The 21,274-nt window shown below is 35.0% G+C and carries 20 protein-coding genes, 1 tRNA gene and 1 pseudogene; 4 read left to right on the top strand and 18 right to left on the bottom strand.

Going from position 1 to position 21,274, the window contains the following annotated elements; translation table 11 throughout:
- Positions 1 to 79: 79 nt before the first annotated feature.
- The 8 genes from JGE69_RS02510 to JGE69_RS02475 form a co-directional block, all read right to left on the bottom strand.
- Entirely contained in the window at positions 80 to 1,276 is a 1,197-nt protein-coding gene (locus tag JGE69_RS02510; protein WP_032042581.1) for an HlyD family efflux transporter periplasmic adaptor subunit, read from the bottom strand.
- Entirely contained in the window at positions 1,273 to 3,414 is a 2,142-nt protein-coding gene (locus tag JGE69_RS02505) for a type I secretion system permease/ATPase (protein ID WP_032070621.1), read from the bottom strand. Before JGE69_RS02505 ends, JGE69_RS02510 begins: the two co-directional genes overlap by 4 nt.
- On the bottom strand, positions 3,411 to 4,877 hold the full coding sequence (locus tag JGE69_RS18180; protein WP_199112160.1) for a TolC family protein: 1,467 nt from the start codon (positions 4,875 to 4,877) through the stop codon (positions 3,411 to 3,413). The genes JGE69_RS02505 and JGE69_RS18180 overlap by 4 nt, the downstream gene beginning before the upstream one ends.
- Before the next feature lie 273 nt (positions 4,878 to 5,150).
- Positions 5,151 to 5,894: an LPS export ABC transporter ATP-binding protein gene (gene lptB, locus JGE69_RS02495; RefSeq protein ID WP_002122331.1), complete on the bottom strand. Its 744-nt coding sequence runs from the start codon at positions 5,892 to 5,894 to the stop codon at positions 5,151 to 5,153.
- The gene (lptA, locus tag JGE69_RS02490; protein ID WP_002122334.1) at positions 5,894 to 6,442 is read right to left on the bottom strand and encodes a lipopolysaccharide transport periplasmic protein LptA; all 549 of its coding nucleotides are present in this window, start codon (positions 6,440 to 6,442) and stop codon (positions 5,894 to 5,896) included. The genes lptB and lptA overlap by 1 nt, the downstream gene beginning before the upstream one ends.
- Positions 6,426 to 6,974, bottom strand: a complete 549-nt coding sequence (lptC, locus tag JGE69_RS02485; RefSeq protein WP_005070181.1) for an LPS export ABC transporter periplasmic protein LptC — start codon at positions 6,972 to 6,974, stop codon at positions 6,426 to 6,428. Before lptC ends, lptA begins: the two co-directional genes overlap by 17 nt.
- Before the next feature lie 37 nt (positions 6,975 to 7,011).
- Positions 7,012 to 7,551: a KdsC family phosphatase gene (locus JGE69_RS02480; RefSeq protein WP_002122322.1), complete on the bottom strand. Its 540-nt coding sequence runs from the start codon at positions 7,549 to 7,551 to the stop codon at positions 7,012 to 7,014.
- A gap of 3 nt (positions 7,552 to 7,554) precedes the next feature.
- On the bottom strand, positions 7,555 to 8,532 hold the full coding sequence (locus JGE69_RS02475; RefSeq protein WP_002122342.1) for a KpsF/GutQ family sugar-phosphate isomerase: 978 nt from the start codon (positions 8,530 to 8,532) through the stop codon (positions 7,555 to 7,557).
- A 213-nt stretch (positions 8,533 to 8,745) separates the two neighbouring features.
- On the opposite strand from JGE69_RS02475, the gene cysS reads away from it, so the two are divergent.
- The 3 genes from cysS to JGE69_RS02460 all read left to right on the top strand — a co-directional run bounded on the left by cysS (position 8,746) and on the right by JGE69_RS02460 (position 11,019).
- On the top strand, positions 8,746 to 10,167 hold the full coding sequence (gene cysS, locus JGE69_RS02470; protein ID WP_199112159.1) for a cysteine--tRNA ligase: 1,422 nt from the start codon (positions 8,746 to 8,748) through the stop codon (positions 10,165 to 10,167).
- 63 nt (positions 10,168 to 10,230) lie between these two features.
- A tRNA-Gly gene (locus JGE69_RS02465) sits at positions 10,231 to 10,306 on the top strand.
- Between the two features lie 332 nt (positions 10,307 to 10,638).
- Complete coding sequence (locus JGE69_RS02460) at positions 10,639 to 11,019, top strand: hypothetical protein (RefSeq protein ID WP_174724158.1); 381 nt, start codon at positions 10,639 to 10,641, stop codon at positions 11,017 to 11,019.
- 109 nt (positions 11,020 to 11,128) lie between these two features.
- On the opposite strand, the gene JGE69_RS02455 is transcribed toward JGE69_RS02460, so the two are convergent.
- From JGE69_RS02455 to JGE69_RS02435, 5 genes are all read right to left on the bottom strand, one after another.
- The gene (locus JGE69_RS02455) at positions 11,129 to 12,289 is read right to left on the bottom strand and encodes a JmjC domain-containing protein (RefSeq protein ID WP_199112157.1); all 1,161 of its coding nucleotides are present in this window, start codon (positions 12,287 to 12,289) and stop codon (positions 11,129 to 11,131) included.
- A 12-nt stretch (positions 12,290 to 12,301) separates the two neighbouring features.
- Positions 12,302 to 14,068 carry an ABC transporter ATP-binding protein gene (locus JGE69_RS02450; protein ID WP_199112156.1) on the bottom strand — a complete coding sequence of 589 codons (1,767 nt, stop codon included), beginning with the start codon at positions 14,066 to 14,068 and terminating at the stop codon, positions 12,302 to 12,304.
- Positions 14,065 to 15,804 (bottom strand): asparagine synthase C-terminal domain-containing protein, encoded by a 1,740-nt coding sequence (locus JGE69_RS02445; protein WP_199112155.1) that lies wholly within the window; start codon positions 15,802 to 15,804, stop codon positions 14,065 to 14,067. The genes JGE69_RS02450 and JGE69_RS02445 overlap by 4 nt, the downstream gene beginning before the upstream one ends.
- Entirely contained in the window at positions 15,804 to 16,451 is a 648-nt protein-coding gene (locus tag JGE69_RS02440; protein WP_199112154.1) for a lasso peptide biosynthesis B2 protein, read from the bottom strand. Before JGE69_RS02440 ends, JGE69_RS02445 begins: the two co-directional genes overlap by 1 nt.
- A gap of 77 nt (positions 16,452 to 16,528) precedes the next feature.
- Positions 16,529 to 16,687, bottom strand: a complete 159-nt coding sequence (locus JGE69_RS02435) for a hypothetical protein (RefSeq protein ID WP_185767872.1) — start codon at positions 16,685 to 16,687, stop codon at positions 16,529 to 16,531.
- 883 nt (positions 16,688 to 17,570) lie between these two features.
- On the opposite strand from JGE69_RS02435, the gene JGE69_RS02430 reads away from it, so the two are divergent.
- The gene (locus JGE69_RS02430) at positions 17,571 to 17,708 is read left to right on the top strand and encodes an integrase (RefSeq protein ID WP_104075733.1); all 138 of its coding nucleotides are present in this window, start codon (positions 17,571 to 17,573) and stop codon (positions 17,706 to 17,708) included.
- Positions 17,709 to 17,978: 270 nt separating this feature from the next.
- Here the strand turns inward: JGE69_RS02430 and JGE69_RS02425 are convergent, their stop codons facing one another.
- The 5 genes and pseudogenes from JGE69_RS02425 to JGE69_RS02405 all read right to left on the bottom strand — a co-directional run bounded on the left by JGE69_RS02425 (position 17,979) and on the right by JGE69_RS02405 (position 21,179).
- Positions 17,979 to 18,608, bottom strand: a complete 630-nt coding sequence (locus JGE69_RS02425) for a hypothetical protein (RefSeq protein WP_064785385.1) — start codon at positions 18,606 to 18,608, stop codon at positions 17,979 to 17,981.
- Positions 18,609 to 18,991: 383 nt separating this feature from the next.
- The gene (locus JGE69_RS02420; protein ID WP_199112152.1) at positions 18,992 to 19,585 is read right to left on the bottom strand and encodes a DUF4142 domain-containing protein; all 594 of its coding nucleotides are present in this window, start codon (positions 19,583 to 19,585) and stop codon (positions 18,992 to 18,994) included.
- Between the two features lie 515 nt (positions 19,586 to 20,100).
- Positions 20,101 to 20,247 (bottom strand): annotated as a pseudogene (locus tag JGE69_RS02415) (putative peptidoglycan-binding domain-containing protein); the annotation flags it as partial.
- A gap of 70 nt (positions 20,248 to 20,317) precedes the next feature.
- Complete coding sequence (locus JGE69_RS02410) at positions 20,318 to 20,647, bottom strand: hypothetical protein (RefSeq protein WP_032031046.1); 330 nt, start codon at positions 20,645 to 20,647, stop codon at positions 20,318 to 20,320.
- Positions 20,648 to 20,732: 85 nt separating this feature from the next.
- Positions 20,733 to 21,179 carry a winged helix-turn-helix transcriptional regulator gene (locus JGE69_RS02405; RefSeq protein WP_199112150.1) on the bottom strand — a complete coding sequence of 149 codons (447 nt, stop codon included), beginning with the start codon at positions 21,177 to 21,179 and terminating at the stop codon, positions 20,733 to 20,735.
- Positions 21,180 to 21,274: the final 95 nt, after the last annotated feature.

The following is a 21,274-nucleotide window of genomic DNA, read 5'->3' as shown; positions in this document are numbered from 1 at the left end:
CACAATAAAAATCAAATTATAACGTGAATTTAATAGAATCAAACCTATAAAAAAGCCCCGAATCTCGGGGCTTTTTTTATTATCTTTCTCGTAACGCTTCTTTGGCTTTATTAAATGGTTTAAGTAAGTAATCGAGTACTGTTTTTTGACCAGTACGAATATCTACTGTTGCCACCATACCCGGTGTAATACCAAACGCTTTACCTTCTTTATTGTAAAGCTTGTCGGAATCAGTGCGGATATAAACACGATAATAGAATTGGTCCTGTTTTACTTCATCACGAATGGTATCTGGTGAAATAACCGTAACCTTACCTTTTAAACCACCATAAATTGAGTAGTCATAGGCCGTGATTTTAACCAGTGCTTCTTGTCCTGGACGAATAAAGGCAATGTCACGTGGCAAAATACGCGCTTCAATAAGCAATTGCTCATCAATCGGTACAATGGTCATCAATTTACCATTTTGTGGAATAACTCCACCATGGGTAGTTACTGCAATTTCTTTTACAACACCACGTACCGGTGCTCTAAACACTGCACGATCTAAACTGTCACTACGACCGAGCACGATTTGTTGTTGCGTTTCGCTATCGGTATTGGCTTTAGATAACTCTTCACGCGCTTTCACATAGTACTGGTTTTGCGCATCATTCATTTTGTTTTGCAGGTCGTTTGCTTCACGACGTAAACGTAAAACCTCAACCTCACTAGCTGCACCTTTAGCCACCAGCGGTTCTGTCATTGCTAGTTCTTGTTGCACAAGTTGTAACGCCTGTCTTAAACCTGCAAGCGTTTGTTCAAGATCAGCTCGACGTGAGCGATATAATGCAGTTTCTTCTTGTACTAACTTTGGTTCTTTCATCACAATTTCAGGAAAAACCAAAGGTGTGCCATTTACTTCCGCACGCAAACGCGCTGCTGTCGCTTGAGCAGAGATCAGTAAAGATCTTGATTCACCAACATTAGAGGCAAAACGGGTTGGATCGAGCTGCGCAAGAATTTCGCCTTTTTGAACAATATCGCCTTCTTGTACATTCAGCTTGGTTAAAATACCGCCTTCTAAAGACTGGATGACCTGCTCTTTAGATGATGGAATGACTTTACCTGTACCGGTAGAAACTTCTTCAAGCTTAAATACCCACGCCCAGATAAAGAAAATAACTAAGCCAATGCCCACAATCCAGATTACTAAGCTCGCACGTGGTAAGGGTGGCTCACTATAAGAGACATTCATTGAACGGGTGAGTTGTTGTTCTTGTTGTGGTTCGCTCATGAATTACCCCCTTGGCTCACTTGTTTTTGTTGGGCTGTTGATTGATTGAGTACCTGATCTCTTGGACCGTCCATCACGATTTTGCCTTCATTCACGACAATAATACGGTCTACAAGTTCTAATACAGCGCGGCGGTGGGTCGCAACGACCAAAGTACGATGTGCCAGCCAACCTTTTAAATGATCAATCAGTTGTTTCTCTGCCACGTCATCAATGGCTGCTGTCGGTTCGTCTAACAATAAAATGTTAGGTTGACGAATCAATAGCCGAGCCAATAACAACGCTTGTTTCTGACCACCAGAGAAACCAACACCACCTTCTAAAATCAGATGATCTAGCCCTTCTTTTTTCTCTTGAACAAAAGGTAATGCACCCGTCACCACTAAAGCTCGAAGAATCTCTTCATCCGTTGCAAGCGGCGCGCCTAAAGTGAGGTTTTCACGAATCGTACCGTAGAAAAGATGCGCATTCTGGTTAAGTAAGCCCATATCACGACGTACATCAGACGGATCAATTAATGAAAGATCGAGACCATCTAAATGCACTGCGCCTTGAGTTGGAACTTGCATACCAGATAGAAGCTGGAGCAGTGTCGATTTACCTGCACCGTTACGCCCCAATATGGCAATTTTTTCACCAGCACGAATTTTTAAATGACGGATTGCCAAACTTGGTTTCGGGTCTTCTTCGCCATATTGGAATAAGACATTTTTTAATTCGTAATCGCCATTTAAAACTGCTTTGTGTACCAAATGCGAACGGTCAGCCTGATCGATCGGACGTTGCATGAGTTCATCAAGGCTTTGTTTGGCAACTTTTGCTTGCTGTAAACGACCTAAAACCCCTGTAATTTGGGCAATCGGTGCCAACATACGTGAAGATAAAATTGAACAAGCCACTAACGCACCTGTGGTCATTTCACCGTCCATCACGGCAAAACATCCTACCAATACCACAATTGCATAGGTTAAGCCCTGAAGCATTTGAGTCCATGCCATTAAGGTACCGACAATTTTACGCTGTCTCATCCCGATATCGGCTGAAACTTCGTTCATGTGGTTCCATTGGTTTTGGAAGCGAGACTCAGCACGTAATAGCTTAATGTCTTCAATGCCCTGCACCGCTTCAACAAGAATGGCGTTACGGATTGAAGATTCTCTCATGCCCTCTTGTGCGAGTTGCGCTAGCTTCTTCTGTGCCAGAATACCCGGTAAAAGCATAAGTGGCACAACCAGCAACATCACCCAAAACAGTTTTCCACCGATAATCGCAAAAATGATCAGGAAGAGGAAAAAGAATGGGAAATCGGCAATTGCACTAATGGTGGTTGAGGTCACCAGTTCACGAACACCTTCGAGTTCACGAATCTGGGAAATAAAACTACCTGTAGATTTTGAACGGTCTTTATTCTTGATACGTAAGGCATGACCAAATACACGGTCAGACACCCGTAAGTCAGCACGCTTACCAATAATATCGGATAAGTACACGCGTGATATACGCAAGGTAAACTCAAAAAGTGCTGCAATGAGCACACCACCTGCCAGCACCCATAGAGTCGGGATAGACTGAGATGGTACAACACGGTCATACACTTGCATTGAGAAAATAATGGTTGCCAGTGCCAAGACATTGGCAATCAGTGAGGCAAACATAATATCAACGTAGCGTTTCCAGTCTCTTAAAACAATCGACCAGAACCAGCTTGCTTCGTATGGTTTGATATATTCGTCAATACGCGCATCGGGAATAGACGTTTCAGGACGCAAGATGTAGACATTCTTAATTGTTGTTTTTAAGACATCTAAGCTTAAATTTTGGGAAAGGCCGTGATCTCCACTAAACTGGATACTGACATTTCCTTGAGTATCGGCCTTATCAATTACACCAACTTGTCCATCATTAAACTCAACCATGACCGGTAAACGCCATGGATTAAGTAGATCTAATGAAAAAGGTACTTTACGTAAATTGAGACCAACTTGACGGGTCATTAACTGCAAAACATCATCAAGGTTTTGATTTTGGTTCCAGTCAAGTTGTAAACGAATTCTTTCTTCTGAAGGCTCAATTCTATAATGTTTAGCAATCGTTAAGACCGCCTGTAACCAGGGCTGGTAGTTTATTTTTGTCATCATGGTTGTACTTCGAACCCCTGAATTGAAATATTATTTAAGTCATAAGCTTGGCGGGAACGTCCTGTTGCTGCAATGTACTGAACAATACTGCTGTAGATGTCATAACGTGCAGTTTCAAGTTCCGAATTGGCGCTATGAATCGCTTGTTCAGCATTCAATAAGTCAACCAATGAACGGGTACCGAGTTTGTACTGCTCTTGATAGAGTTCGCGTGTACGAACTGTTGTCGCTTGGCGGTTGGCTAAAACCTGCATTTGACGTTGTTTATTTTCAATTTGTTCACGGCTGGTTCTGATCTGATCGAGCACATCCAGATACACAGAGTTCACTTTAGATTTAGCGGCTTCTTCTGCATAACTTGCCATTTTTACCTGAGAAGAAACTGCCCCACCTTGATAAAACTGACTGGTGGCCTCAAGCATGATGGAACTATATAAACCGTCGTCTTCATCATTGTTTGGGTTTTTTCCATTAATGGCCTGACTCAAAGAGCCTTTCACTGCCAAAGTTGGATAACGTGTTAAACGGGTCTGTTCCTTTTGAGCTTTCGCCACTTCAATGCCCGCTTGTGCCGCGATCATTTTTGGAATGGTATTAAACTCAGGTTCACCATATAAATCAGATACTTTCACCAAATCATCTGAAATAATCCAACCTGTACGCGAAACATCAGCACCCAACAATGTTCTTAAATGTTGTTGGTACTGACGTAATAAAGATTGCTGTGCAATCAAACCGGACTGTGCAGCTTGTAAATAAGACTGAGCTTGGATCGGGTCAGCTTGGCTACTAATACCAGCATTTGCACGTAAATTAGCGATTTCCTGAATTCGCTGAATACCCGCAATTTGCTGCTCGGCAATTTTATTTAATTGGAGATAGCGCTGAATGTTGATAATCGACTGTGCAACATCAAGTGCAATATCGTCAATGCTGACCAACACATTCGCCTGTTCGACTTGAAGTTTGGCTTTCTCAACCGATACACCTGATTTGACTTTACCAAAATCATAGAGCATTTGAGTTGCATTTAAAGTTAATAACTGCCGACCACGCTCACCGCTACTCAAGTCACCTGTGGTGATACCACCTGAAATTTGAGGGTAATAACCCGCCTTTGCAACATCAATACCGGCGTTTTGGCCAGCTAAAGTAGAAATGGCTTGGGAAATATCAGGGTTACGCTGGATAGCGATTTTCACCGCTTCCTGCAGAGTCATTTTCCTTGATGGCAAATTTGAATAAGATGAAGCTGCTCTATCATTGAGTTGAACAGTCGGAAACTCCTGCACTCTAGAACGATCTAGCCTAAAATTACTCAACTCTTGCATCTTAGCGACTTTAAATTCATCACTACTTTTAGGGGCAAAAAGTTGTGATAAGTTGTCTTTTAATGTGTGATATTGCTCACTTGGTTTAGCGGCATATATCACCATAGGTACATGCAGTGAAGTTAAAAGCATCAACCCTTTCAGGAAAGCTGGCTTTTTACATGTCCTTTTTACTCTTCTCTGGTTATATCCAATCATGCTTGTCTTGTTGATCTTGTTTGTTATCGTTTAAAAGCTTTTACATTCTACATATTTTTTTGCATAAAGAAGCATAAATGCAGGAATAATTCACACATTACTTTTTCATTAAATAAAGATTCTAATTTATTGTTTTTAAAAAATAAATATAAAAAAACTAAAAAGAGGTACTGACCTCTTTTTAGCCAAACAGATTAACTTTTTTATTTAAACTGTAAAATCGTCACCTAAGTAGACTTTACGTACCTGTTCATTATCCAAAATTTCTTGTGGAGTACCTTCCGCAATTACCGCGCCTTCGCTCACAATATATGCACGTTCACAGATTGCCAAAGTTTCACGTACGTTATGGTCTGTGATGAGCACACCAATACCACGATCTTTTAAGGTTTGGATAATATCTTTAATATCACCTACCGAAATTGGATCGACACCGGCAAACGGTTCATCAAGTAACATAAACTTAGGATCAGCAGCCAATGCACGTGCAATTTCAGCACGGCGACGTTCACCACCAGACACACTCATTCCCAATGAATCTTTAATATGACTGATTTTAAAGTCATTCAACAATTCAGTAAGACGTTGTTGGCGCTGTTGCTTATTTAAGTCTTTGCGTGTTTCTAAAATAGACATAATATTTTCAGCAATTGTCAGCTTTCTAAAAATAGAAGCTTCTTGCGGAAGATATCCGATTCCCTTACGTGCCCGTTCATGCATTGCCAAATCAGACATATCAAGATCATCAAGGTGAATTTCACCTTTGTCCATACGCACTAGCCCAACAACCATATAGAAGCTTGTTGTTTTTCCTGCGCCGTTAGGGCCAAGCAAACCAACAATCTGTCCACTTTGCATACTAAAAGATACGTCTTTGACGACCCAACGTTTACTATAGTTTTTTGCTAAGTGCTTAATACACAAAGTTTGGGGTTGAAGAGCTTGTTGCATTAGTCACGCGCTCCTGGGAAACTTTTTGAAGTTGATGGCGGAATAATAATTTGAACACGGTTTGATGAAGAACCTTGAGCTTCAACATCTCCTTTGTTCATACTATATTTCAATGAGTTACCACGGATGCTTGAACCATCTTGATATAGATATGCACCACCAGTCAAAGTAATAATGCCTGTATCTGCATTATAAACAATGGTTTGACCCTCGCCTCGTGCAACGCCCTTGTCAGCACTAATTTGCTGTTGGAATTTAGATGGTCTACCTTTGGCAGTAATCGTTTGAATTTCACGTTTAGAGTTTAGCGTAGCAACAATTGAGTCAGCCTGAAGCTTCATCGTCCCTTGCTCAATCACGACATTACCCGTATAAGTCGTTAAACCCGTTTTCTCATTATAAGTTGCACGGTCTGCCACTAACGAAATTTGTTGATTACGGTCAGACGGTAAAGCAAAAGTCGAAGCAGATGATAAAGCAACGAATGTAATTACCGCAGCTTGTTTTAGGAAAGCTGAAGAACGTTTTAAATTAAGACTTTGGTGCATACTTTCCTCGAATATTAAAAAATTCGTACTGACCATTATTCAAATTAGCTTTTAACCCTTTGCTGACAAACTCGGCTTGCGGAGATTGAACAACCACTTGGTGATCGGTTTCAATTTCTCTGGTTTTTGGATATCCAGTTAACTCATCAGTTTGGAATTCAATCTTCCCTTGTGGCGCCAGTTTAGTTGCGACCACATCACCCGATAAAATAACTTTACGGTTATCATCGTAGCCATTTGCCTGTTTTGCAAAGAATGTTGCATCAACTTTGCCATCTTTATACATCGAGGCATTAAGTTGATCCAACTTTGATGTTTTTTGTTGCATATCCTGTTCAAGCTGACGAACTTCAGCACGAATATACAAATTGCCTTGATCATCAGTTTGAGTCAAATGGACGCCCTGCGCTGAATATGTCATATTCTTCGCAGAACCAATGTCTAGTTTTTTTGCCTTGCCACTATAGTAGTAGTAACCACCACTTATAGCAGCAACCACTACAGCAACAATTGATAAAACTCTGGTATCCATGAGCAGGAATAGCCTACCTTTTTAAGTAATCTTATTATTAATGCGGTACTGCAAGATATTTTTCAAGAAGTTCTTGGTAAATGCCTTTTGCGATCAGCAACATATCACAGACTTCACGAACAGCACCACGCCCACCCATCGATTGCGTAACCAAATGCGCACGGCGACGTACTTCTTCATGACCATTTGGCACAGTAACACTCATACCTGCGATTGCAAAAGCAGATAAATCAGGCCAATCATCGCCCATATACAAGCAATCAGACGGCAAAATATTAAACTGCGCACATGCTTCACGAAGTGCTGAGCCTTTGTCTTCACGGCCTTGAAAAACGAGGTCCACACCTAAATCAGACATACGTTTTTCAACAATATTACTTTTTCGGCCAGTAATAATGATAACTTTCATGCCGGCTTGCTGTGCAAGCTTCATTCCTAAACCATCACGAATATCGAATGATTTAATTTCATCGCCACTATTGGTTAAGGTTACGAAGCCATCACTCAAAATACCATCAACATCCAGAACCAATGCCTGTAAATGACGTGCTTGTTCTAACAATGCATAAGATGCCATTGATTAATTTACCCCTGCCTGAATAAGGTCATGCATACTAATTACACCAATCACTTTGTTTTGGTCATCTACCACCACAAACTGACTAATTTTTTTCAGGTTCAGCTGTTGTAGAGCTTCTACCGCACGTGCTTCTTGAGAAATCGTTGATGGTTTTTTTGTCATCACTTCTGAAACAGGCAAATTCACATCGAAACCTTGCTGTTTATCAATTAAACGGCGCAAGTCACCATCGGTGAAAATACCAAGCAAATGTTCTTGTTCATCTACAATTGTCGTCAAGCCTAAACGTTTATTAGAAATTTCATAAAGCACTTGATTCATTGGTGTATCTGGTGAAACTTTTGGCAGTTCATCGCCTGTATGCATCAGATGTTTTACATGTAAAAGTAAGCGTTTACCCAACGCACCTGCTGGATGCGAACGGGCAAAATCATCTGCGGTAAAACCACGTGCTTCAAGTAAAGCGACAGCCAGCGCATCACCCAATACTAAAGTTGCTGTAGTACTCGACGTAGGCGCTAAACCTAATGGACATGCCTCGTCAGACTCACCTAAAGTTAAAGCAATGTCTGCGTTTTGCGGCATTGGGCCTTTATCATCACGGCTAATGGTAATAAGAGGAACGCCAAGATGTTTGATTAAAGGCATCAACATCATGATTTCATCACTTTTTCCAGAGTTGGAAATCGCAATTAAAACATCACCACGAACCAGCATTCCCAAATCGCCATGCCCAGCTTCGCCCGGATGCATAAAGAAAGATGGTGTACCAGTGGAGGCGAAAGTTGCAGCCATTTTACGGCCAATATGCCCTGACTTACCCATGCCAGTGATCACAACACGACCTTTACACTGTAACAATATTTCACAAGCTCGGTTAAAACTGTCACCAATTTGTGTTGCTAACACGTCTAAGGCTTGTTGCTCAATACGCAATGTTGCTAATGCGCTGCTTTGGAAATCTGTAGGATTGGGCATACGAGTTTGACTCAAAATAATTGATCTGATCTCTTGTGAAGATCGGTGATTTTAATCAAAAGATTTGGGGGCATTCTAACATAACTCAATCATCTACACGTTTTTAAATGTATAAGATTTCACAAGCTTATAAAATTCTTGCATAAACCTTTGTGAAAAATGATGCATCAGTTATGATGTAACACTGTTTTTGTTGAGTGTTTGAAAACCCTTATGCAACCGTTTGTTTTATATAACTCTGAGCAACGAAAAAAAGTTGAATTTGTACCTCGCAAAGAAGGTCACATCGATATGTACGTCTGCGGTATGACCGTTTACGACTACTGTCATATCGGGCATGCTCGAGTTATGGTTGCATTTGACTACATTATTCGTTTCTTACGTAGTCAGGGCTGGAATGTTCGCTACATTCGCAACATTACCGACATTGACGACAAAATCATCAAACGTGCGAATGAGAATGGTGAAACAATCCAACAACTCACCACTCGTTTCATCGATGCAATGAATGAAGATGCTGCGAACCTAGGCTGTTTAGCTCCTGATGAAGCACCTAAAGCAACTGAATATATCGACCAGATGCAAAATATGATTGGCAATCTGGTGAATAAAGGCGCTGCTTACCCTGCTTCAAACGGCGATGTTTATTTTGAAGTCACCAAATTTGAAAAATATGGTCGCCTCTCTGGTCGTAAGCTTGATGATATGCAAGCTGGCGCAAGTGAGCGTGTTGATGTAGAAGTTGAAAAGAAACACCCTTTTGACTTTGTACTTTGGAAACATGCCAAAGAAAATGAACCATCTTGGGCATCTCCTTGGGGTAATGGCCGTCCGGGTTGGCACATTGAATGTTCTGCAATGTCGACTTGCTGCTTAGGCAATCACTTTGATATTCATGGTGGTGGTTCAGATTTAATGTTCCCACACCATGAAAATGAAATTGCACAAAGTGAAGCTTCGACTGGTGAGCAATATGTAAACTACTGGATGCATGTTGGCTTCATTAACGTTGACGGCGAAAAGATGTCTAAATCTTTAGGCAACTTCTTTACGATTCGTGATGTGATGGAGAAATTCCACCCTGAAGTGATCCGCTACTTTATTGTGTCTTCACACTATCGTAGCCCTGTGAACTTCTCTGATGTGGCACTCAAAGAAGCAAAAACTTCATTAACTCGTTTCTATCATTCATTTAAAGCTTACCAACAAGTGTATGGTCAAATGACAACTGAAACGCTTGATCAAAGCTTTATTGAACGTTTTAACAACGCAATGTGTGATGATTTCAATACTGCCGAAGCAATGGCTGTATTGTTTGAACTCAACAAAGAGTTAAACCGTGCTGTAAAAGAAGAGCAAGCTGACCAAGCAACTGTGCTTTATTCGACATTACGTCACCTCACCAACATTTTAGGTTTGGTACAACACAATGTAGATGATTTCTTAAAATCAGATATTGGACAAGAAGCGCTTGCTTTGTCTGATGCTGAAATTGAAGATTTCATTCAACAACGTGTTGATGCGAAAAAGGCAAAGGACTTTGCTAAAGCAGACGGTATTCGTCAGTCTCTACTCGACCAAGGTGTGGTACTTGAAGATACACGTCAAGGTACAGTTTGGCGTCGTGCTGATTAAACGTTCAATTAGATCACAAGAGTGTTGACTCTTTAATGAAACACTCTATAATGTGCTCACATTGCGGGAATAGCTCAGTTGGTAGAGCATAACCTTGCCAAGGTTGGGGTCGCGAGTTCGAGTCTCGTTTCCCGCTCCAAAATTTAAAAACCACTTAATTCTAAAGAATTAGGTGGTTTTTTATTGCCTATTGTTAGCTAAAAAAGTCAGATTCCTTCCACCTCTTCTTATAATTATCTTTAATCAAATTTAACGGGCTGCATTCTTTCAACAAAGGACAAGATGGTAAGCATCTTTACGATCCTAAATATAGCTAAAAGTATCCTTGAAAAATCTAATATTCAAAGATAGCAAGGGTGGTCGAGACGGAAGAATTAAGACGGAGGTACACTTCCCTAACAAATTAATTGTTTGGGGATGATCCTCCTCAATTAATATCAAAGTGTATTTAACTCACATATAGGTGTGAACTTGGATATTTATAAAAAATTGATTTGTTCCGCTATTAATATACTTTTGGTCGCTTGTCAGCCACAAGTAACGAGAGTCGAAAATAGCCGCGTGAAAATACCTAGTTATCAATCAAATGGCGTTTTTGCCTCTGCAAGATTAAGAGGCCTGTTACAGCTCAAAAATGAATGTCTATATGTGAATGACATTTTAATAGTTTTCCCTGACCGTTCTGCAGAATGGGATACTAAAAATCAAACTTTAACTTATAAAGGTAAAAAAATTGCCTTAGGTGAAGAATTAGATATAGCTGGTGGTTTTGGTCGGTTTGAACAAGATAGCCAGAGAATTCAAAACTTAAGTACTTTATGTGATCATAAAAGTATTTGGTTTGCTGGATAAAGCTGAAAAATTAAGCTTTGTAACTATAAAAGGGCACTTAGCCCTTTTATAGTTACAAAGTAAAATTTGAGGTTATAATAATCAAAAAATTAAGAAACTATTATTAAAATTAATTATAAATAGTGATAATTCCAGCATGAATCATATCTGTACAAACTTTATTAATATAATCAATCTGCATACCATTTTCATATCCCTCTCTAGAAAGAGTAGAATAGTGAACTGGCTTTCCTAATAACAACTCATTAAAAGAAAGTGAAATCTCTTTAGGCACAACCCATTTCTTTAGCCCATTAGTAATAATTAATCCATTTTTATGTTCTTTCTCATATGTAATAAAATGATTTAATATAAAAGTTTGATTCGCAAAATTTGCATCAACTGACTCAATTCCTACGTAGGGTAAATTTAAAAGAGAATTGAATTTAAAATTAGATTTAAGATGATGCATAACATTATGAATTTTACTAGAACTCCATTGAACTTTAGATAAATTAGAAAAGAAGTTTGAAACAAATTCTTCCATTTGTTTTTTATCATTTATATTTGGCATTCTTTTCCTAAACTCAGGAATTTTAGACAAATCATCTTTCAGCCAATCTAATAAATCTAAAGCGGTATACCTATGAATTCCAATAGTTGCATGTAGAGAAATATCATCTCCTGTTTCAGCCGAATGTATTTGCCCCATTGGAACATATAAAACATCTCCTTTTTGCAAAGTAAATTCGGCAAGTAATTTTTCACTTTTCTTTACTGTATGTTTATGATTTACAGGGTCTAGATCTGCAAAATCATAAATCTTCCATTTTTTCGATCCTTCTAATTGAATAATGAAGGTATCTTGCTCATCCCAATGAGACCCAAAAGGACTACGTGAATTTTTCCAAGATGCATATAAATTAGCTTGTGTATTCGTACATAAAAATTGGGACAAATTTGAACAGAACTTAGCAAGCTTGACGTGCTTCGTGTGCGCACTATTTAGGACAAAAGTGTAACCATTAAAAATATATTTATTAAAGACATTTGAAATTTCCTGTGCTCTCTTTTTCTTATCTTTGAATAAATTATATGGTGAAACAAAACCACTTTCACCTAACATTAAAACATCATTATAAGAGTCCAATATAGAAATAGTATAATTTAGTTCGGACCAGTTGCATAACATATCTGGATTAAAAATATTCTTTTTATAAAACCAACTAGATTTATTGTAGTTAGCAACAAACTCATCAATAAAATTATGATCAAAATAATCTAAAATCATATAAATATTCCTTTAATCAATTTCTTTCATTAAATCTATTAAATTATTATTCGTATAAATTAAATCACTATATTTACCAGTTTCAATAACTCTTCCTTCATCTAAAACAATTACTTTATCAACATTACGAATAGTATTTAATCTGTGTGCAATAATAATAATCGTAGAATTTGTGAATTTATCAAATAATAAATCCATAATTTCTTTTTCTGTAACAGAGTCTAATGAAGAGGTTGGCTCATCAAAAATAATTACAGGTGAATTCCTTAAAAAAGCTCGAGCAAGTGAAATCCTCTGTCTTTCTCCCCCAGAAATCTTAACACCATGCTCACCTACAACAGTGTCATAACTTTTATCTAATTTAGAAATAAAGTCATGAATTTTGAACTTTTTAGCAACTTCTATGGCTTCCTCTTTACTACGATCAGTTCCAACTGTAATATTTTTCCAGATAGGTAAGTTAAAGATATGACATTCTTGAGAAATAACTGAAATATTATTTCTCAAAGATTTTAGGCTAAGGCTTCTTATATCAATATTATTAAATTTAATCTCACCTTCGTAATCATCATAAAAACCATAAAGAAGTTTTACAAGAGAAGACTTTCCTGAACCAGTCCTACCTATAATTGCAGTTACTGTATTACTCTCAAAAGAACAATTAATATTATCTAGTGCGGTATGTTTATTATTAGGATAAATAAAATTTAAAGAATTAATATTTATATTAACATGAGACTTTTCAATATTTTTTTTGCCTTTCCAAATTTCTTGTTCTGTAGAAAGGCTATTAATTTTTTTATAATTATCAAGAAAAACCCTACCTTGGTTCACTTGTCTCATAACACCACCTACAGCTTCAACTGGCTTAATTAATTGAAGCAAATAAGTAATCATCAAAACAAAATCACCTATCGTCATTTTACCTTGAAGTAGCTTTGAATAAGATAAATATGTAATTAAACCTAAAAGTACGGTAAAAATTATCGTTGTTACAAAGTTTACAGATATTGTAGTATTAAAATATGCAATATATGATTTTTTTAGTTTTTCATTTTGTTCACGCATTATTTCAATATAGTCTTTTTCAACACTTAAATACTTATTAGTTTCAGGGTATAAAAAAGCCGAATTTAAGTCAGAGTTAACAGTATTTTGATCTTCTACCACATCCCTATTTGAAACCATTATCTTATTATTACCTTGAACAAAAAAGTAAATATACAAAGCGATTCCAAATAAAATAATTAACAAAAAGGAAATGTCATAAAAAGAAAGGATTACAATTGAGGTACCAACAACTTGAAATATGATTAAAAGGCCAACTTGGATAAAAGATTGCAAATATATAGTTACACTCCGAGTACCGTTACTAATAGATTGTACTAACTTCCCAGAAGTGTAATTATGTAAATATTTAACTGGTAAATTTATAATATGTGAAATCGATTCATTCCGTATCAAGCTATGGATAGTTTGTTCAATTTTGCAAAAAAAAGTCCATTGTAAGTCAATCAGATAACGAGATACGGATTGTGATATTACGTACAAACTTAACAGAATAGAAGTCACTAAAATTGCATTTTCAGCCCCTGAGCTAAAACTATCAATTGAATACTTTAAAGCTAGAGGTGCTAGAACTGTAGCTAAAGAGGAAAGTAGAATAATAAAAATGTATATAAAGAAGTTAAATACAATCTTCTTATCATTGTTATTAAAAATATATGATAGAACAAATTGAGATAGTATATATAAATTTGTTTTTTTTAAATAATTCATAATTTTTTTCCTTCAACCTTTCTCATCCACATTTCACTTGTAAATAATCTAAATAGCTCCATTTTAACGGTATCACTATTTTTTGCCTTTTCTATTAATAAATTTAGATCAAATTTAGAAATAATATTTTTTTTAACCAAGCTTCCATTACATAAAATTTCAGTAATATTATTAAAATTATCTTCGACAATATCAGCATAATATGAACCTACTCCTGATTTCGTCCTTCTCCTATATATACTTTCTGGCAAGTAGTCTTTAAATGCTTCCCGAATAAGTCCTCTACTAATTAATTGAGGTGTCAAAATATAACTTGGAATGGATAGACAATATTCCATAATTGGCTGAGATAATAATGGATGTAAATTATCGACAAAATTGGAGGTATAAAAATTTGTATAAAAGTTTTGTGAATCTGCCAAGCAGAATATTTGAAATTTCTTACCATTGTTAATATAAGAAATATTCTCTATCCATGGATGAGATAAATATTTATTATCAATAATTTCTTTGTATTTTACATTGCAAATACTTTTATCAATTTTTCCTTCATACGCGTACCTCCTACTTCCAAATAATATAGAAGCAGCAGTTTTCTTAAAAACTGTCCAAATTGTATTATTTGTTAATTCAGCTGTTCTTATTGCTGTTGAAAGATATCCCTTCAAGCCATTATCTCTAAAATAGTCTTGAGCAATAAATATTGAATTTTTTGTTTGAAATAATACATCCCCTGCACATCCAGAGAAGATAGAATCAATATTGTATTTTTCTAGAATTTCTAACTCTTTATCTAATATTTCAAAACCTAAACCATATTTCAATGGCTTATATTGAATAGGATATATACTTAATTTATCTTCTAGATTAAATTTATTTTCTTCCATCTTAAATACAAAAAGTGGAAATTCATACATCTTACTGACATCTCTAGCATATCGCTCTTCATTACCTAATTCAGAGTCAAAACATAAATTCAAACCGTAAATATTAGTATTTGTATGCTTTCTAAGAATAGTAGCAACTAAACTCGAATCCAAACCTCCTGATAGATTCAACAAAATATTATTATATTCGTTACCCCAACAACTTATACAGTCAATAACAACTTTTCTCAACTCATCCATTGCCACATCAATTGTTAAATTATCACTTTTTACAAATTTTTCAGGTGACCATATAGTTTTTATTTTTAAATCATATAAAGTTATACTCTCACCTGAAAGTAGATTGCTGATATTTTTAAAGCCGGTTTCTCTTAGGTTTAATCTCTCATAGCATAAAGATGCTGCCACATATTTGTCATTCACTTCCAAATTACTTTCACTATATTTTTTATAAAATTCTACATCTGAAAACCCAATTGTATTTTCATTATTTATAGTCCATAGAAAATCAATTGAACATGCAGGATCTTTAAAAACTTCGACATTCTCATTATCAAAAATTATAGCTATATATGAGCCCCAAAAATCTTTAACAAGCTCTTCAATATTTATAATTCTTTTATTTTTATTTTCGACTTTAGAAGATTTATTTTTACTTTTTTTAAATAATTTACCAATAATTATTGCGTTGCTAAAGAAATAAATTTCACCTGAACTGGTAGGGTGACTTAACCATAAATTTGTTTTTGAATTTATTTCTATTTTTTCAAATTCTCTATTTAACAAACTATAGTTAATAGAAGAGTTAAAGTCTGTGCTTTTTTTAAATTCCAGCATATATCTAAACATTACTTTACCACCATTATTGGCTTATATTTTTCAATGTGTTGCAATTCATCATTTAAGATTTTTCTATCTTTTTCTAACCATGCATGAGCCCTAAATGGTTTCGTTTTAACCCCAATTACTAATTCAGAATCGATACCATGTAACATAAGGTACTGCTTTAAGCTTATTGACTGAAATAAGCACTCATCTACTTTACTCCAGGGTAAAAAAACTATACAGGCGTTATAAGTCCCGATAACTTCAGCGATCTTATTATCATCAACATTACTAATCGTAATTTTATTTCTAAATTTCGGAAAAGGACTTTTTAGAAATTTTATCCGTGCTTTATTTACAGTATTAATGAATACAACTTTTACAATATTTCCAAAATTCACTTGTCTTTTTGCGGCATAAGTATTTGATAAAATACTATTTAGTGGTTGTTCTCTTTCCTCTTTGACTATATTTTCTAACTGATTTTCTTTATCATACTCAATAATCTGTTTTTCAATTAATTTATTAAATTTAGTTTTCTCTATTTCACAATTTAGCAATTCTGCTGTATCTTTTTCATTCAATTGGAAATATCGGTAATTTCTTGAGTCTAAGAAAATTAGACAACCTTGATCAATACATGCATAAACATTATTTTTTAATCTGTACATTTTGAGTATTTTCTTCTAATAAGTTTTCAAAAGATAAAGAGATAAAAGTATCTCTTTATCTAACCTAGTTTTTTTGTTTATGGAATAATGGCATCACCATCATATTTATCCATATTCCTAGGCTCATATGTTCCTTCGAAGTCGAAACCTTTGGTTTCTTCTTGAACTGTTCCTAAAAAAATTAAATCCACTTCTTCTGTTTGAGCTGCTTCTGGTTTCAACTGGATATTATTCATATTTTCACCTATTTTTAATTAAGTTAAATGTTGATGCTATTTCAGTATTCATCAACACAGTCATCCTATCCAAATATATTATCTATTTATGTATTCTATATTTTACCATTTGTTCAAAATTCACACTGGTCATGTTGACTTATATTTACTATTGTTAATTTATATTAAGACAAAATATTAAAAAATATTTAAATAAAAAAATAATTAACTATCAATAAGATGCTATTTATACTTTTTTATTTCTTTAAAATATTTCTTAATTCTGTCTATTTTATAAAATATATTTTTAGCTTCATATTCCTTTAGATCTCAAGAATTTTTTACCAATAAGAAAAATATATATTCAAAATAAACCTTTTATTGTTATACCTAAATTTTTAACTTAAACTATACTTTGTAAACTGCAAAACAGTATATGGGACTGTTTTAAAATTTATACATACTATTTTGATTGGCTATCCTTATGATTCTTAATAACTATCTTAATTTTAAATAATTTCAAAAGATAGCTGATTAAATTTATAGATGTGTGTTTATATCCTTATAAGACGCATTTCTTTTATTTAGAAGATTTGATTGCTAGAATAACAGTTTAATATTATGTTCAATTTCTCTACTTTAATTGTAAAAAAATATTCGACACCACTTCGGCACCTTTAAAATATAACTTATTGTTATTTAATACTTATTATAACCTTGCCAAGGTTGGGGTCGCGAGTTCGAGTCTCGTTTCCCGCTCCAAAATTTAAAAACCACCTAATTTGAAAGAATTAGGTGGTTTTTTTATTGTCTATTGGTTGGTTTTAATTACTCAAAATAGTCAAAAATCGTATTAAAAACGCTTTATATTTCCATTGCAGTACCATGAAATTTGGAGTGTTTTATGCAAAAGCCGGTTAAGCGCGGAGACGCGTGGCGCATCACTGTCCGTTATTTAAGCAAACGTTATACAGCTATTCGAGATACTGCGAGTGAGTGTGAACAATGGGCCGCTAAAAAATTATTAGAATTACAATTTTAACAGGCTAATCCTGAGTCTGAAAAAATCCATATCTCCTTCTATGCCCTTTTTGAAAAGTACTATCAAAGAGAAGGCAGAAAAATGAAGAGTGCCCGCTTAATTGTTCAAATACTTAAATGCCTAAAGAAAAAAGAATAATGAAAATATAGTTAATATTTTATGATTAAATCCATCATTAAGTTTTTATTGATATTGAAATTAAAAATTAGCTTAAAATTATATTATCGCAAAGTCTCCCCCATTGAGGAGACTTTCTAAGTATTAAATGACTTAAGGATGAATTTTTTTCAATCCATCTTCTACAGCAAATTTAGCTTCTTCCCATTGTAAACGTGAACTGCCTTTAACTTGTTCCCATTTAGTTTTCAATTTAGATTCAACCTCGGAAAAATTAATTTCTGCATTATTAGGTACACGATTTTCATAACCTAAACGATAAGCCGCCCGATAATCACGATCATATTCTAGATTCTTGTTTTCAGTATAATATGGCATTTTTTTATAGTTTTCTCGCCAATAATTATCTTCTTCTTGCCAAGAATTACTATCATCTTTTTGATTATTTGTTTGAGCTATATCATTACCTGCTATTCCCCCTACTACACCACCAATAATCCCTCCAACAATAGCACCTGGAGGCCCCCCAACAACACCAAATGCAGCACCTACCGCCGCTCCTCCCAAAGTTCCTGCACCTGTAGCAACCAAATTCTCTCCCCCTTCATTCATATCGGGTACATGATTGTTATTGGTCGGTGGTGAGTTTAAATCTGGACGAGCATTATCAATTGTGGATGAAATGTCTTGTAATGGTTTGCTATTTGATACATTACCATTAGAAGATGGCTCTTTTTGAGTCGTATGATTACCATCTGAATTTGATTGTTTTGTATTTACCATTTTCTTACTCCCTATATTTTAAAATTTAGTGTCTTTCAAAAGAGCTAGAATATTAAAAGAACTTTTGAAATATGCTTGACAATTATTATTATAATTCACCTTTAGGTTATTTATGTTTCATAAACACCCCTATTAAGTAAGGAGATGTTATTAATTAAAGAAACTATTTCTCATCAATAAAAATTTTTATTCAAATAGTCTCCACAATTATATCAACCTTTACCCCATAATCATTATATTTCGCCAGATTAAATATCACCTATAATATTCTAGTTTTACACTGCCTTGCAGAAATTATTATTTTATGTATATACAATTTAAAAAAACCTAGTTAATTAATACTAGGCTTTTTAAATGTATTTTTAAAAGATAATAATTATATATTATTTCATATTTTTAAATATATCTTCAGCTGCTTTTAGGTGTTTCTCAACAGCATCACGTGTTTGTATGAGCATATTTTTTAATTCAGAACTTTTCGTGTTTGGTATTAACTGCTTATCAATTATTGTCAAAACTTTACGGTGAACTTTAACTTGACTCATCATATAATTTTTATCAGTATCTGATGTTATTTGATGAAGCTTACTAACAATTTTATCACTATCATTTTGCAATGATTTACTAAGATTACTGGTTTGTGAAATCAACTGTAACCGACTTGCCAACGCTTGTGCATTTTTTTCATTAGCTGAATGTTCTTTAATCATCATTTCAGCATATTTCTTAGCTTCATCCATTTTTAGTTTTGGCAATGCAGTTTTTGCCTGCTTAATTTCACCATTATTAGCTGTACTTAATACCATGAAAATTTGACTATCAGTCAAATTTTCATGGTTTTCATTTAATATTTTAGAGTGATTCTTCCCATCATTTATAGTTTGTTGATTCGCTGCCATAATCTCAAATGCACTGAAGCTTAAAACACCACTAATTGCGATACAGCTAATAATTTTCTTCGTTAAAATAGCTTTCATACTAATATCCTTTAACTTAATTCATGAGTATTTCTACCTATGGGTAGCTTTTTCACATTTCCATTCTATATCCCTACTTGTAAATTCAAGCTTGGGTTTATTTATTCATTATTTCAATCAACCATATTTATACCGCTCGTTGAATATTCTTCGCAAAGAGGTAAATAGCTTATTTAAAGTAGATAATATAAATTTAATAATAAATCATGTATCTGTATCCAATCTTATTAATGTAAATATAAAATATATATAATTTTAAAAAACATTAACTTAAAAACAATTTTTATTTTTTATTTTTACGAAAATAACAATAAAGCTCGTTATATTAACTTATAGATACTAAAGCTAAAATTAAATATATTTAAACCAATTTAACTTATTCGCACATCTATAAAAAAGCGTTCTCCTAAAGACTTTAATTCACATACTGCACACACAAACAGTGACATGCACTTTTGTAGATATCGTATGAGCTGTGCATCCTGAAAGTAGAATACACAGCGAAATCAGAACCTTCATAGTGAAACGCGGTTAGCGATCCAACCATAAAAGAATTGCTCTTGGGTAGGATTTCGTTCACAGATTTCAATGTAACTTTGGCCTTGCATGATATTAAGAACTCGAACTAATACCTTCTCTCCTGCTTTACCGCGCTTAGCCAGTGTTAGTGAAGAGGTAAGTAAGAAATAAAGTTCTATCTTCCAACCTAAGCTAGCCATTTCCCCCTAACACTCACATATTTTTAGCTAATTCTTTTGCCAAACATTGTTCATGCCACGTGGTTTGAAAATTTTCGACAGCTTTTGACTTAATAAGAGGGTCTTCAAATAGCTTTGAAGAATATGCAGATTTGATAAGCTCTTGATAAAGTTGTTTGGCTTGTTGCTCTTCAAGATGATTGGCGATGTCGTGTAACTCTTTAGCGGGCACTTCATGTTGTCTAGCATCCATCACACCACTCGCTGCTTTTTTCACAGTTTCACAGTAATGAAGTTCCATTGCTTCCGATGCTGCATAACATTGCATTGAAATTGCGCTTATAAAGAGGAATATAAATCTCATAATCTCACCTTAATTTGACGCGCAAGGTTAGCAACTAATCTGCCCAAATTTAAGTTAAAAAAGGTTATTTTTGTTTTCTCTTCTTTTATTTCACCTTTTGCACTTCAGTATTAGAAGCTCTCAGCACTGTTCCATCTGCCGCGACTGGTGCCATAAGTGGAATTTGCTGACCTGTAGTTTTATCAATTAACAGAGAATGGCGCTCTCCACTTTCAAATAGGTTGTGCTCTCCCCATTGTCGTAAAGCCACAACGACTGGGAATAAACTCTCTCCTTTATCGGTCAATACATATTCCTGATAAGCCGTGCCATCCGAAGCGTCTTGCATTTCAAGAACACCAGCATCCACTAATTTTTTTAGTCGGTCAGAGAGAATATTTCGCGCCACTCCTAAGCTGCGCTGGAAATCTCCAAAACGGCGCATTCCATCAAAAGCATCACGCACAATAAGCAGTGACCAGCGATCTCCTATGAGATTGACACAGCGCGCAACAGGACAAGGTTCATCTTTTATCAGTGTAGAGTTCGCCATTGAGTTTCCTAACCAATCATCAGCAACAAGTTATCTAGTTGCATTTTAAAACTAGCAAGCTTAACATTCAACTAGTTTCATTTTAAAACTAGATT

The organism is Acinetobacter sp. C13, from assembly GCF_016809775.1.
Lineage (GTDB): Bacteria > Pseudomonadota > Gammaproteobacteria > Pseudomonadales > Moraxellaceae > Acinetobacter > Acinetobacter pittii.
The sequence above is the reverse complement of the archived record's forward strand: the minus strand, read 5'-3'. Positions and strand labels throughout refer to the sequence as shown.